Consider the following 13,549-nt stretch of genomic DNA (forward strand, 5'->3'; position numbering starts at 1 on the left):
CGTATTCCTGCTGGTATGATTAGCGCTCAAACGCTGCCGCTCTCGGGGCGAGAACGGCGGCGTTTGGGGCCGCTTCCACTGCTTCTATTTTGCGGTTTTGAGCGGACGAATCTCGTCGCTGTTGGCGATTAAGCTGCACTTTAAAACCTGATATTGACCCGACTGAGTACCGCCCACGTTCTCTTTCAGTAAAGTTGCAATCACCTTGTTAGCTTTTTCAAAATTTTCAGCAGGCAGATCGCTTGCTTCCAGCCAGGCGGCCGCGCTGGCCTCTGCATCATCTTTCAGACTTTTACTGTCTGCGATCTTGCTGATGCACCGATTTTGCACCCAATTTTCAAAGATTTGTTGCTGAGAAAAAGCGCTGACGGCAGGCAGATTTTGGGCATAAACAGCAGAGGCATTGATAGCCAATACCAGCAGTAATAAACGTTTCATTTCAGGCTCCAGAAGGTGGCGTTGGTCGGAATAAACGAACCATTACCCGGTGAGCCGAGGAAATGGCAATCATCAGAGCAAATATTTCCATTCCAGAGTGTTACATGACCGGTTGCGTCGCTCCAGCCGTGCCCGGTAAAAATGATGATGCCTTGCTTGCCTGCAAATTGCGCAGGCGTTGGGGAAGAAACCGACATATCTGCATTGCCCAGTACCGTGGGTAGAAATGCAATCATATCTTTAACGCGGAACATATAGCGCTTTTTGTCGTTCCCGGTCACTGTCGCATATTTACTGTTAGAAGGAATCGGAATGCCACAGTAATTTAAAACGTAACTCATACGAATTGGGCAGGCATTTTTAAAAATACCGGCGTCGATATTATGCTGAACTTTTCCACCCAATAATTTGCCAACCTGTTCTACGTTTACGTTAACTTCTCTGAATCTGTTCCAGGCGGCACCAAAAGCAGGACGCATTTGAGACATCTAATTTCTCCTTGATAAGAAGCTCAGGGTAAAGTGAGCCCTTTCGGGCCCACTATTATTATGCTTCTTTGTTTTCTTTGATATTCCAGCCAGCGCTGCTTTCAGCACCTTTACCACCAGACGTGGTCTGCTCCCAGTACTGCTGTTTCACTTTCGCAGCCTGGAATGCGTAGGTCACACCAACGGTATCGCCGTTGTCTGCACCAGTGTACTGAACGGAAGTCACCAGCACATCTTCCAGCGTAATGCGGGAATATTCCACCTGCTGGCCACCCGCTTTACATACGGACAGCTCAACTTTGGTCAGGTGTTTACCGCTGGCGCAGTGTTTCAGGATAGCGGTGGTGGATTTGTCGATCAGCGCGTTAACGTGCAGGTCGTTAAAGTTGACTTTACCGGCACCGCCGCCACCGCCAACGCTCATATTACCAGGCTGGGAAGCGCCCCAGGAGAAGGAGGTAATATCAGTCCAGCCGGTGTGGTTAGAATCTTTAGATTCGCCCGTAACACCCTCGACCTTCAGAAACATATCAATAGCCATAATATCTACTCTTCGTGGATGAACAATATTGCTTTCGAAAAAGCACTTATATGGCAAACAGGAAAGCATGGGGCTGAATAAAACCGTCCATATTTTACCTCTGCCTCTAGCCTGACGAATTCGTACTTCGTACAGACTCTTCAGAGTGCCTGCAATTGCAACCACCCTAAATGATGGTTAGTCACACTTCATGGTAACTAAGCGCTAGACAATCATTCACTGCATCATCTAGAATATTTTCAACCGTGTATCATTCATATAAGGCAACATAAAATGAAGAAAATAATGTTATTAATACTGACAGTCGTATTTTTAGTTATCGCAATTTTCACAACTGTAGATCTTTTCCAATCAGCCTGGTATGTATTTTCATTAGAAAAAATCACTACAACTTCTGCAGGCTTACTTTTTGGGAAATTAGTTTTCCTGCTGGTTATTCTTTTGGCACTTTACTTCTCGCTAAAGTTTTTACGCAAATCAAAGGCTTGACTTTAGTTTTTCCGCAAAATAGTAAATAGCGATAGATGCAACTACAAGAATGATTAATAGAGCTGCATTTATCGTTATTTCTAAGGTTGTTACCGACCAATCAAAAACAAAAATATAATAGCCAAGAGTTGAGAAGAAAAGCATAAATGAAACAATAAGCATGAGATAGACTATAGCGTACTTTGATGCTCTTTCAAACACGATTAGCTCCTGCTAAAAATCGGCTAAAAATCTCTTTATCTATAGCACCATGACTCTGTTGGAAATTTATAGCCTCAATAAATGGCTTAACATTATCTTCAACGAGAAAATATAATAAATCTAAATCACCCGCACCACGCAGCTCATAGTAAACATTTTTATTTAATTTTAACAGATCGTATGAGGTATAAACGGAGCGAGAAATTGAAGCCCCTACACTTAACACACCAGTAAGTCCTGCAGAGACAAGAAATCGCGGAACAATTTTTGAAACGAATAGCGTAATTAATTCATTTACGAAAACCATTTTAAAGGCTATACCACCTACTTGCGACCCACCTACTTTTAGGAGGAGTTCCTTAGATTGCTCTTCAGATAAACCAGACAGATAACGTTTGACCACTGTATTGATTAAGCGACGCACATCTTCTGATGTAAGCCCTTTTTTGATTAGCGTTAACAACCTAATTTTATCTGTTTCATTTCGCCACCGATGGTCTGTATCCAGAAAATCTTTGGTTAACATCCATAAGTCTTCTGGGATTGACATAAAACCATCGACCGCGCTGCGAGCGAAAATTTCTGGACCACTCTGTTTACGCGTATCAAAAATCTTCAACATGCCATCTGCAATTTCTTTTGGTGAACTCGTTCCCAATGTTGATTCCTCCTGAAGTTAATGAATGTCGATGGTTTTCTATATGAATTATGCCAATGTGGTTAACTTTGCCGGCCCTCCAGGGCCGACACCATCATCACGCGTCTTTCGTCTTCAGCGACGGCAGCTTAGATACCAGACGCAGAGAAACGGTCAGACCTTCCAGCTGGTAGTGCGGACGCAGGAAGAACTTCGCGGCGTAGTAGCCCGGGTTGTCTTCAATCTCCTGCACCTGCACTTCCGCAGCCGCCAGCGGTTTGCGGGACTTGGTTTCCTGGGAGGAATTAGCCGGGTCACCGTCCACGTAGTTCATCACCCAGTCGTTCAGCCAGCGCTCCATCTCTTCGCGCTCGCGGAAGGAGCCGATTTTGTCGCGCACGATGCACTTCAGGTAGTGGGCAAAGCGGCAGCAGGCGAACAGGTACGGCAGACGAGACGCCAGGCGCGCGTTGGCGGTGGCATCCGGGTCGTGGTACTCGGCCGGTTTCTGCAGAGACTGCGCGCCGATGAAGGCGGCAAAGTCGGAGTTTTTACGGTGAACCAGCGGCATAAAGCCGTTTTTCGCCAGCTCGGCTTCACGACGGTCGCTGATGGCAATCTCGGTCGGGCACTTCATGTCCACGCCGCCGTCATCACTCGGGAAGGTGTGGCACGGCAGGTTTTCCACCGCCCCGCCGGACTCCACGCCACGAATCGAGGTGCACCAGCCGTACTCTTTGAAGGAGCGGTTGATGTTAGCCGCCATCGCATAGGCGGCGTTCGCCCAGGAGTAGCTGTTGTGGTTCGCGCCGTCGGTTTGCTCTTCAAAGTCAAAGCTGTCGACCGGGTTGGTGCGAATGCCGTACGGCAGGCGCGACAGGAAGCGCGGCATCACCAGGCCCAGATAGCGGGCATCTTCGGATTCACGCAGTGAACGCCAGGCCGCGTATTCGGTGTTCTGGAAGATCTTGGTCAGGTCGCGCGGGTTAGCCAGCTCCTGCCAGGACTCCATCTGCATCACACCCGGTGCAGTACCGGTGATAAACGGACAGTGCGCCGCAGAGCCGATGCGCGCCATTTCGCCCAGCAGCTCCACGTCCTGCGGGCTGTGGTCGAAGTAGTAGTCGCCCACGATGCAGCCAAACGGCTCGCCGCCGAACTGACCGTACTCCTGCTCGTAGATTTTCTTGAAGATCGGGCTCTGGTCCCAGCCCACGCCCTTGAAGCGCTTCAGGGTGCGGCCCAGCTCCTGCTTGGAGATGCTCATAAAGCGGATCTTCAGCATCTCGTCAGTTTCAGTGTTGTTCACCAGATAGCTCAGGCCGCGCCAGGCGCTCTCCAGCTTCTGAAACTCTTCGTGGTGAATGATCTGGTTCACCTGCTGCGACAGCTGCTCGTCGATACCGGCAATCAGGTTCTGAATGGTGCGATAGGTGTCGTTCGAGAAGGTAACGGTATTTTCCAGCGCCTGCTGCGCCAGGGTTTTGACCGCGCTTTCTACGGCGGAACGGGCCTGATCGGTTTTCGGGCGGAACTCTTTGTTCAGCAGCGCGCTGAACTCATCCTGGCTGAACGCCTGCCCCGCCTGCTGCTCGTGTTGTTGAGTCTGGTTGCTCATCGATTATTCCTCGCTACCTTTCGCGCTTTCGTCATTTTTCGGCAACTGGCTCAGGGATTTGAGCAGCGTCGGATCCTGCAGAATTTTAGCGATCAGCTCTTCCGCACCGTTTTTGCCGTCCATGTAGGTCAGCAGGTTAGAGAGCTGGGTACGCGCTTCCAGCAGCTTGTTCAGCGGCTCTACCTTGCGGGCCACCGCATCCGGCAGGAAGTCGTCCATGCTGTCGAAGGTCAGATCCACGTTGAGCTTACCTTCGCCAGTCAGGGTGTTATCCACCTGGAACGCCACGCGCGGCTTCAGCGCCTTCATGCGTTCGTCAAAGTTGTCGATGTCGATTTCGAGGAATTTACGCTCGTCGACGGCCGGCAGATTTTCAACCGGTTTGCCGACCAGATCGGCCATGACGCCCATCACAAACGGCAGCTGAATCTTACGTTCTGCACCGTAGATCTCTACGTCGTACTCGATCTGCACGCGGGGGGCACGGTTACGTGCGATGAATTTCTGCCCACTGTTACTCATTGCCATGATGTTCTCCATCAAAGATGCGCGGTGAAGGTGAAACGGCAGGCTCCATGCCTGTCGTCATAATGCCTGGACGCGTTATTCGCGGCGTCCAAAGATGTTTTCCAGTTGGTTAACGCCGTCTGGCGCCAGGTCGCGAATAATGTCCATGAAGTTAAGTTCTGACAGCCGCTGCACCCGTTCAATCATCAGCGGTGCGGGGTGGCTCGGTTCGTACTGCGCAAAATACTGCTTCGCTTTTTCCAGCATCAGCTGCGCGTCGGCGCGGCTGGTGACCTGCACGCTGCGCCAGTCGGTCACCTGCTGAATCGGCTGCGTTGCCGCCGATTGCTGTTCAGCCTGTGGCTCTGCCTGCGCTTCACGGTTCGGCAGCAGCTTGCTGATGTCGGTCACCTGACACGCGCTGGCGACCAGCCCCACGGTTTTCAGCAGCTGTTCCATCTCCGGCACGCCGCTTTCACCGAGATGCCCGGTGAGCAGCTCACGGATGGCCAGCAGCCGTTCGTTAATGACGATAACCGCTGCGGTTCCCGGCTGGTCGCCGCGGGCCAGCTCGTCAATCAGCCGCGGACGGCCGCCGGGATAGTCCGGACATTCCGTCTTGCTGCCGTCCAGCAGCGCCTGGGCGTCACGCAGCGAAATTTCATCGCCGTTAGAACGCAGCAGCGAGGCGTTGCGTACCGCGACGGTGAGGTCGGATTTATCGCTCAGCCCGGCCAGGGCGTTAATGCGGTAGAACGGGTCGTTTTCGCCATACTCTTCCAGCAGCGGGTAGAGCGGCTCCCAGTAGCGCGCGATCGCCTCCTGCACCAGCAATAATCCGTCCGCGTAGCCCGCAAGCCCGCGGCGGCGGGTCCAGGCATGGGTTAACGCCAGCATCACGCGAAGATCTTTGGTGCGGGTCAGCAGGCTGGTGGCGAATTTTTCAACCGTGTTCCAGTCAGCAGGCTCTGCCGGGATAATGGTGTCGCCAAACTGCTGTTCCGCTTTCCCAAGACTTGCCTGATTCATGATCTGGAAGTCGGCGTCGTACTCCAGGTTTTCGCCGCAGGGCTTTTCGGGGCTTATTGGCGCGAGAAATTCTTCGATATTCATGAGATCCCTGCTTATTCAAACATGGGCGGATAGAGACCGTGACGCCCCGGACGGGCGCCCCCTGCCGGGTCGAACAGCAGGGTGAAAAGCTGCCCGGTGAAATTGCCGCTGTGAACGTGGGTGTACAGCGGGTAACCGTCGCAGCGGTTGGTCCACCAGTAGCTGGTCTGACGCAGCGGGTCAAAACACTCTGCCGCCTGCGGCCAGCCCAGCGTGCTCTGGCCGTCCTCGTCATAGCCAATGACGTCAAGGATGTCGGAACGCTTTTGCGGCTCGACGGGCTGCGGCGCCGGAATGGACATCAGCATCTCATCCAGCTGCGAGGCGGAAAAGCTGTTGCGCACCGCGTGCAGCCCCAGACGACCAATCTGCTGATACCAGCTCTCCGCCTGGCTGAGCAGGCTGGTCGACCACTCTGACGGGGCAAAGCTCAGCTGAATGCAAACCGGGTACTGTCGGCCAACGCTGTCGCGGCCGGGCAGCAGGCAGCCCATCTGGATCATCTGGCTGCCCAGCATCGGCGGGACGACGAAATTCCAGACCGGTGCTTTGGTGAACTGGCGTTCGCCACCGCGCTGCTCTTCCTGCTGCCAGGCGAGCAGGCCAACCTGAAACCAGTGCGACCACTGGCGCTGTAAGGTGTCAGGAAAGCGACGCTGCAGAAAATCTCCGGCGCTGGGTAATTTGCCATACCAGCTGTAGCGGTTCATCGCAGGGGTATTCGTCATACGGCTGTCCTTGCGGTTATGGGCATGAAAAACGGGGAAGCTGGAACGGGTTGCGAATGCTGTTTGGCGCAAACTCCAGCGTGACCTGATGTCTGTCGACGTTGAAGGTAGCCTGACGGCTCAGGCTACCCGCGCCAGGGCTGGTGCTCGCTTTGTCGAAAAAGCGGTTGAGCGCCCAGGAACCGTTGGTTACCAGCGTCGCCGTGCTGCCGTTAACGAGCCCCAGCTGCATGCGTACCTGATTGGTGCCGCCCGGCCCCGGCCAGTTCATGATCTGCACGGCCTGCGGGCCGTGGCTGTAGCGCAGGAGCTGGCCGTCGACGTCCAGCGTCAGGTTCAGAATGGTGTTATCCATTCTCACAGTGCGTACCGTTACCTTGAAAGACGGCGTGGTGGCGCCGTTAGCAAAGAAAGCGTCGCGAATCGACTGGGCCTGCTGGAACGGTCTCAACAGCCCTTCGCTGCCCGGCAGGGTTTTACCGTCGATGCCCGGCATAAAGCGCCAGTTTGCCTGCGTGGTATCGACTTTGCTGGTCAGGTTGTCGCGAAAGAAGGTATCCATCAGCCCGGTACCGGGGGCAAACATGCGGGCAAGATCGTCCGGGGTGACCTCGGTGCTGGCGCTACGCACCAGCGGGTAGCGGCCGGCGATTGCCTGACGGCAGAACCCGCCGACTTCAACGTTAATCCGCTTACGCACGTTTTCCAGGTCGCGGCGCTGGGTATCGCTGCTGGCCCCCACCGCCATGTTGCTGAACATGGTTTGCAGTCCGCCCGGCAAACGACCAGCGCTGGCCTGCAGACGGCTGATCGCCTCACCGCCGGGTGCTGGCATACCGCTGTTGGCCGCATCCTGAACCGCGGTCAGGTAACGATAAAGCTCATCCACCTGCCTGAGAAAATCATCAAATACAATCGTCTTCCCGCCCTTCTCCAGCGGCTGCGCCAGCTCAATCATCGGCGCATAATGGTCGGTCACCAGTTGCTCCGGCGCCTGAGTAATTGCGGCGGCCTGCGTCGGGGCATTGTCATTATTGCTGAACAGCGCTTCCAGCGTGCGGGTGGCGCGGTTGCTCTGCGCCTGCGCTTTACCGGCATCTTCCGGCGCCGGGGTATCGCGGGAGAGCGTCAGCACCTGGCTCAGGTTCTGGACCAGACGACGCAGGGGCGAGTTTGCGCCAGAGAGCAGGCGCGCGGTGTTGATGCGCTGGGAGAGATCGGCGCTGTTATTAAGCTGAATGTCGGCGAGAAAGCGATCCCAGTTCGCGATAAAGTCGCGCATGTAGAGCTGGCGCACGGCGTTATCGATCTGCTGTTTATCTTCCTGCGCGGTTGCGGCACCCAGCACCCAGGCGTCGTCCTCATGCAGGGCGGTGGTTACGCTGTCAATCTGGCTGTTAAAGCTTTTCCAGTAACCGTCCGGCGTATAGAGCCCCGGCACGCCTTCGCTTACCGGCTTGCCGCTTTTGCGGGAAAACACCAGCTCGCTCTGCGGGCCGCCCAGATCGGAAAGGGAGACCGGCTTGAGGTTTTCGTCATGTTCCAGCAGGCGCTTCAGGCGACCGTAGACGCGGGTTGAAAGTGGCTGCTGGTTGATCAAAGCCCTTTCGCGCGCCACCAGGGATTCGTCCTGAGCGTACGGCGAGGCCTGAATTTTCGGCTCCAGCAGTTGGGTGAGATGCCATTCGAGCTGCTGCAGCTGCGCCTTCGTGACGTTTTGCGGCAGGTTACGCTGCAGGTTGAGCATCACCCACGAATGCAGGAATTTGCCGTCGTAGTGTTTCGGCTGATACAGCATCTGATAGGCTTTCAGCGCCTCGTAGCTGTACTCCACGTCGCTGCCGTTGTCATTGCGCAGCCAGGTGGTGATGTGCATAGCAACGGCGGGCAACAGCAGCTGATCCAGCGCCTTCTGGTACAGGGACTGAGAGGCATCGCTGACGTCATCCCCACGATAAAGCCCCATGCGGCGGGAGACTGGCGGATCGTTCACATCAAAGGCGTCGCTTTTCGGCAGGTCCACCAGGCCATTCAGCAGCGGAAGCAGATCGAACAGGTCACGCTGCGGCTGGTTCTGCAACGCTTTGCTCTGCTGGTCCAGCAGCGGCACCTTCGCATCCACCTCTTCCAGATAGGCCTTGTTTTTTGCATAGCTGGTCAGCCACAGCCCGCCGAGGATCGCCAGCAGGGCCAGCAGCGCCGCGTAGCCGGACCAGATCACTGCCCGGTTGCGCAGTTCCCACCAGCGGTTTTCGCCGGCAATCCCGGCTTCCTGGAAGATGACGTTTTGCAGCAGGTTCTTGATGAAGAAGCTCTGGCCCTTCGCGCCGGGGATAGGCGCTTCTTTGCTTACCGAATCCCAGTTATCGTTCTCTCCCCCTTCCGGCAGGGAGAGCGCGCGGTTCAGCTCGCCCATTACGCGGTCGAACGGCATGCCTTCCTGGGTACCGCTGGCGAAGTAGATCCCGCGCGGCGAGAACTCGGTTTCGAAGTTGGAGCGGGCGAAGACCGTGCTGAGGTAATCCGCCAGCAGCGGACGCAGCGCGGCGAACTCCTGCGGGAAGAGATACGCTTCGGCACGGGTTTTCGCATCATGCTCTTTGAGCATGGTTTCCGGCAGCCCCGCATCAAGGCGCTGCTGTAACAAAGAAAACTCCTGCTGGAAGTTACCCATCAGGTCGTAATCGGCGTGTTTGGTTTGCTCCCACGGCAGCGTGAAGCCCCAGATCTGGTCTCGCTGCGCTTTGTCGTAGTCGGCAAACCACGCGCGGAAGCCTTTGAGCAGGTCGGCCTTGGTCACCATCACGTACACCGGGAAACGGATACCCAGCTGCTCATGCAGTTCAGAAAGGCGCTGGCGCAGGTTCACCGCCTGCTGGCGGGACGCCTCGGCGGACTGGGTCAGCAGGTCCGAAATACTGATCGTGACGATGACGCCGTTGATCGGCTGGCGGCGACGGTACTTGCGCAGTAGCCCCATGAACTGCAGCCATTCACCGGCGTCCTGCACCTGTTCGCTTTCCTGAGTGGTATAGCGACCCGCGGTATCCAGCAGCACGGCCTCGTTGGTGAACCACCAGTCGCAGTTGCGCGTGCCGCCGATGCCCCGCAGCGCGGTTTTACCGAAGCGGTCGGCCAGCGGGAACTGCAGCCCGGAATTAACCAGCGCCGTGGTTTTACCGGAACCCGGCGCGCCGATAATGACGTACCACGGCAGCTGGTAGAGATATTGCGTGCTGAAGCGCTGCGTCCACTGGGCACCCTGTCCCGCTTTGCTGAAGTGCGCTTTTTTCAGCATCTGCGCGGCTTCATCAAAACGGCTGGCGAGGATCTGCTCCTCGCTGTTCAGGCGCTGCTGCGGATCCGCCGCCTCCGGGCTGGTGGTGTTCTCGTTGAGCTTGTCCATCAGCTTGCGGTTCAGCCAGGCGTTATAAAGACGCGGCAGAATATGGCCCTGAGCCCACAGCAGGTAGACCACGGCAATACTGATGATGCGGTTCTGCTCGGATTCGAGCGGTCGGGTGTCCACGATGGACAACAGCGGACCTATCATCCAGATCACCGCCGCCAGCGCCGTGACGCCGAGGAAGCTCCACAGAATGCGGTTAGTCAGTATGGAAAGAAGAGTCGTCAGCATTCCTTAGTTTCCTTGCGGCAATCCGTTCAGCTCGGCCTGAGTGTTTTCAGGCGACACCAGCAGAGTAATTTCCACACGGCGGTTACGGGCGCGGTTTTCCGGGGTCGTGTTCGGCGCCACCGGGTTAATCTCGCCCCGCCCTTCCGCCTTCACGCGGCCAGGCTGAGAGAGGCTTCCCTGCAGCATTTTCTGTACGGAGCGCGCGCGTTCCAGTGAGAGCTCGTAGTTAGAGGCAAAGCGTGCGCTGCGGATCGGCACGTTATCGCTGTAGCCCACCACCAGAATTTTGCCGCTGACGTTATTCATCGCCTGCGCAATGCGGTTGATGACCGGTTCATAGCGGTCGCGCACGACGGTAGAGGCGGAGGCAAACAGCCCGTCGCCCTTCAGGATCACGACGCTGCGATCCGCTTCGTCTTTCACCGCCACCAGGCCCGCCTCAATTTCAGGCTTCAGGAAGCCGCGCAGGTTCAGCACAGCGGGCAGCTGACGCGCCGGCTGCTGGATGGTGGTTTCCGGCAGCTGGGACTGGTAAATCTTCGCCAGCACCGGGTTGGTGCTGTCGCCAAGACGCCAGTTAAGCACGATATAAAACAGGCAGGCGATAAACCCGGCCAGCGCCACGCAGGCCCACAGGGGAACCATCGGCCGCCACAGCTTGCGCAGCACCGGACGATCTTCCGGATGAGGAGAAAGCGGCGGCGGATAGCTGCCGCGTACGCCTCGGATCATTTGCCACAGCCGCTGCTTGATGGTTTCAAGCTGGGTGCGACCATTGTCCAGTACCCGGTAGCGCCCCTCGAAGCCCAGCAGCAGACAGTAGTTGATCATCTCCAGCAGCAGAATATGCTCGCGCGGGTTCTGCGACAGGCGCGCCAGCAGCTGGAAGAACTTCTCCCCGCCCCAGGTTTCGTTATGGAACGTCACCAGCAGGCCATTGCTGGACCAGACGCCGCTGCTGCCCCAGGGGGTAAGCGCGGCGGCCTCGTCCAGCGCCGTACACAGGCAGTAGCGCGCCCCGACGATCACTTCGTAGGGCAGCCCCGCCTGCTGGCAGCGGACTTCAAAACGGCGAATCTCATCGATCAGGCGCTGGCGTAACGCCACCTGATCGTCATGTGATACCGAATGACGGATCTGCGGAATCGCGTTGAGCAGCGGATTGGCGGCCGCCACCAGCTGATTGTTGCTACTGGCTCCGGTAAACGCGGCATCACTGCCGCTATCCTGTCGTTCCTGCATATTAAGCGCTCGCTTTATTATTCTGTCGGGCTACGGATGGCCCAAAACTCCATATCCAGCCCCGGGAACTCCCCTGCAAGGTGCAGGGCGAATGCGCCGGACTTATCCATCTCGTGCCACAGCTCGCTGCCCTTCTCCAGCTCAAAGTAGCTGTAGCCGGCATGCCACGGGATCTGCGGTGGCGCGACCGGCATGGCGCGCAGCATAATGCCCGGCAGCTGTAGCTGAACCAGATCGCGAATTTTCGAGACCGGTGCGACCTTCATCTGCGCCGGGAAATGGGTCTGCAGGTGTTCGCCCGGCACGTTGGCTTTTACCGCCAGCACGAAGCCAAACTCACGCACCATGCTGGTTTCAGGCACCGTGGCAATGTTCAGGCCATGGGAGCGCTCGTTAAGCGGCAGCTGAATCGCGTGGTCTTCCATTACCAGCGACAGCCCCTGACGCAGCATCAGCATCAGCTTGCTGAAGCAGTTCGCCAGATCGTCGTGATCGTAAATCGGCAGCACGCTCTCGGTTGTACGCTGCGACGTCCAGGTGGCGAGCTCGGTGGCAAACGGCAGCCAGCTGCGCCAGAGCGTTTCCGGGTGCAGCAGCGGCAGCGTTTTCAAATGTGAAATCTCGCCCAGATGACGGTTCACCAGCGACAGCAGCGTAAATTCAATCAGTTCAGAGGTGTTAAAGCGGCCAGGCTGGCGCAGGCGGCCGCCAATCTGCTGGCTGCGCTGCACCAGCAAGCCGTGCAGATCGTTAATCATGCTGTAGATCTGCGGGCTGTTGTTGGCGTTCAGCATCGGCGGGATGTAGCTGTTATCGAGCCGCACGTGGTTGTCGTTGCGTTTTTCAGTCACAAACGCCACGCCGATGGCGGTCCATTCTGCCGTGAGGTCTTTTTCCAGCATCAGGGTCAGACGCAGGCGGCCAAACTGTACGGTAGCATCCCCTACCGACATGGCGTTATCGTCTTCCACCTCCTGCTCGAACGCGACGAAGCGCGCCAGCGAGGCCGGCTCTTCGCTGAAGATCACCTCTTCCCGCTCGCCACGACGAACCGGCAGCGCAAGCACCACCTTTTCGTTGGTGAGGTTGTCAGGAATTTTTAGCGGCGCGGGACCGTTGCGTCCGTTGCGCACCTGGAAAAAGGTGCCGTCCGGCAGTAACCCGCTGCAGTAGCTCAGGGCAATGCAGCCCTGGCGAAGCATTGCTTCGTCCAGCTCTACGTCGAGAAAGCCCCAGAGATAAGAACGCTGCAGCGCACCCCACTCACGAACATGGTTGAGCAGATAACTTTCAGTCCGCTGAAAATGGTGTGGACGCAGGAACATGCCTTCGGTCCAGACGACCTTTTCTGCTTTGGTCATGATGATGTGTTTCCTGTTGTGAAGCGCGTTACTGGCTGATGACCCGAATGCCGTTTACGTCGAGAAAAACGTTGGCCTGGAGTTCATCCGCGGACCATTTCCAGAACTGGTAGATATGATTTTCGCCTGGCACAGGCAGCGGGAGTGAAACGCGCCATTTTTTCCCGTCCAGCTTCTGATATTCCGCCATCACGCCGATATAGCGCGCCTCGGGATCGCTCTGACCGCTGAGGGTTTTGGACAGCTGTCCCGGCATCAGGAAGAAAACATCGCTGTTCAGCAGATTCGCGCCAAGCGTTGCTGACGCGTTGTTCTGCAGGGAATAGAAGTCGCTGGACATGAAATCCGCATCGGATTTCAACAACAGCACCCGGACTTTAAGTGGCGCAGAATCATTGATTTGTGGATGAGCCTGAAACTGCAGATTGTAGCGGGAAGGGTCGCTGTGTGAAGACGACGTACAACCACTGACAAGGGCGAAAAACGCCGCGTAAAAGACTAACCACAGCCGATGAAACTTTTTATTATTCATAAAAATACGCCCACGAA

The 13,549-nt window shown here is 56.4% G+C and carries 14 protein-coding genes; 1 reads left to right on the top strand and 13 read right to left on the bottom strand.

Annotated features, from left to right (window positions below):
• Window positions 1-84: 84 nt before the first annotated feature.
• The 3 genes from ACR42C_RS13375 to ACR42C_RS13385 are packed head-to-tail and all read right to left on the bottom strand — an operon-like array spanning window position 85 to window position 1,467.
• Window positions 85-438, bottom strand: coding sequence for a T6SS amidase immunity protein Tai4 family protein (locus ACR42C_RS13375; RefSeq protein ID WP_479984212.1), 354 nt, complete (start codon window positions 436-438; stop codon window positions 85-87).
• Window positions 435-926 carry a type VI secretion system amidase effector protein Tae4 gene (locus ACR42C_RS13380; RefSeq protein ID WP_121424099.1) on the bottom strand — a complete coding sequence of 164 codons (492 nt, stop codon included), beginning with the start codon at window positions 924-926 and terminating at the stop codon, window positions 435-437. Before ACR42C_RS13380 ends, ACR42C_RS13375 begins: the two co-directional genes overlap by 4 nt.
• 58 nt (window positions 927-984) lie before the next feature.
• Window positions 985-1,467, bottom strand: coding sequence for an Hcp family type VI secretion system effector (locus ACR42C_RS13385; RefSeq protein WP_008502640.1), 483 nt, complete (start codon window positions 1,465-1,467; stop codon window positions 985-987).
• A gap of 273 nt (window positions 1,468-1,740) precedes the next feature.
• On the opposite strand from ACR42C_RS13385, the gene ACR42C_RS13390 reads away from it, so the two are divergent.
• On the top strand, window positions 1,741-1,956 hold the full coding sequence (locus tag ACR42C_RS13390; RefSeq protein ID WP_320720276.1) for a hypothetical protein: 216 nt from the start codon (window positions 1,741-1,743) through the stop codon (window positions 1,954-1,956).
• Here the strand turns inward: ACR42C_RS13390 and ACR42C_RS13395 are convergent.
• The 10 genes from ACR42C_RS13395 to tssJ all read right to left on the bottom strand — a co-directional run bounded on the left by ACR42C_RS13395 (window position 1,945) and on the right by tssJ (window position 13,532).
• Window positions 1,945-2,157, bottom strand: a complete 213-nt coding sequence (locus tag ACR42C_RS13395; protein ID WP_320720277.1) for a hypothetical protein — start codon at window positions 2,155-2,157, stop codon at window positions 1,945-1,947. The two genes, ACR42C_RS13390 and ACR42C_RS13395, sit on opposite strands and share 12 nt — an antisense overlap.
• Window positions 2,150-2,815, bottom strand: coding sequence for a hypothetical protein (locus ACR42C_RS13400; protein WP_320720278.1), 666 nt, complete (start codon window positions 2,813-2,815; stop codon window positions 2,150-2,152). The genes ACR42C_RS13395 and ACR42C_RS13400 overlap by 8 nt, the downstream gene beginning before the upstream one ends.
• Before the next feature lie 97 nt (window positions 2,816-2,912).
• Complete coding sequence (tssC, locus tag ACR42C_RS13405) at window positions 2,913-4,412, bottom strand: type VI secretion system contractile sheath large subunit (protein WP_014884232.1); 1,500 nt, start codon at window positions 4,410-4,412, stop codon at window positions 2,913-2,915.
• Window positions 4,413-4,415: 3 nt separating this feature from the next.
• A complete protein-coding gene (tssB, locus tag ACR42C_RS13410; protein ID WP_008502644.1) occupies window positions 4,416-4,940 on the bottom strand; it encodes a type VI secretion system contractile sheath small subunit in 525 nt (174 codons plus the stop codon).
• Between the two features lie 75 nt (window positions 4,941-5,015).
• Window positions 5,016-6,032 (bottom strand): type VI secretion system protein TssA, encoded by a 1,017-nt coding sequence (gene tssA / locus ACR42C_RS13415; protein WP_479984213.1) that lies wholly within the window; start codon window positions 6,030-6,032, stop codon window positions 5,016-5,018.
• Window positions 6,033-6,043: 11 nt separating this feature from the next.
• Window positions 6,044-6,760 carry a type VI secretion system-associated protein TagF gene (gene tagF, locus ACR42C_RS13420; protein WP_116339326.1) on the bottom strand — a complete coding sequence of 239 codons (717 nt, stop codon included), beginning with the start codon at window positions 6,758-6,760 and terminating at the stop codon, window positions 6,044-6,046.
• A 16-nt stretch (window positions 6,761-6,776) separates the two neighbouring features.
• Window positions 6,777-10,397 carry a type VI secretion system membrane subunit TssM gene (tssM, locus tag ACR42C_RS13425; protein WP_479984214.1) on the bottom strand — a complete coding sequence of 1,207 codons (3,621 nt, stop codon included), beginning with the start codon at window positions 10,395-10,397 and terminating at the stop codon, window positions 6,777-6,779.
• A 3-nt stretch (window positions 10,398-10,400) separates the two neighbouring features.
• Window positions 10,401-11,639, bottom strand: coding sequence for a DotU family type VI secretion system protein (locus ACR42C_RS13430; RefSeq protein ID WP_166711502.1), 1,239 nt, complete (start codon window positions 11,637-11,639; stop codon window positions 10,401-10,403).
• A gap of 17 nt (window positions 11,640-11,656) precedes the next feature.
• Window positions 11,657-13,000: a type VI secretion system baseplate subunit TssK gene (gene tssK, locus ACR42C_RS13435; protein WP_316379617.1), complete on the bottom strand. Its 1,344-nt coding sequence runs from the start codon at window positions 12,998-13,000 to the stop codon at window positions 11,657-11,659.
• A 28-nt stretch (window positions 13,001-13,028) separates the two neighbouring features.
• Entirely contained in the window at window positions 13,029-13,532 is a 504-nt protein-coding gene (tssJ, locus tag ACR42C_RS13440; RefSeq protein ID WP_116339318.1) for a type VI secretion system lipoprotein TssJ, read from the bottom strand.
• Window positions 13,533-13,549: the final 17 nt, after the last annotated feature.

It is taken from the genome of Enterobacter sp. MG-EB028 (assembly GCF_056673305.1).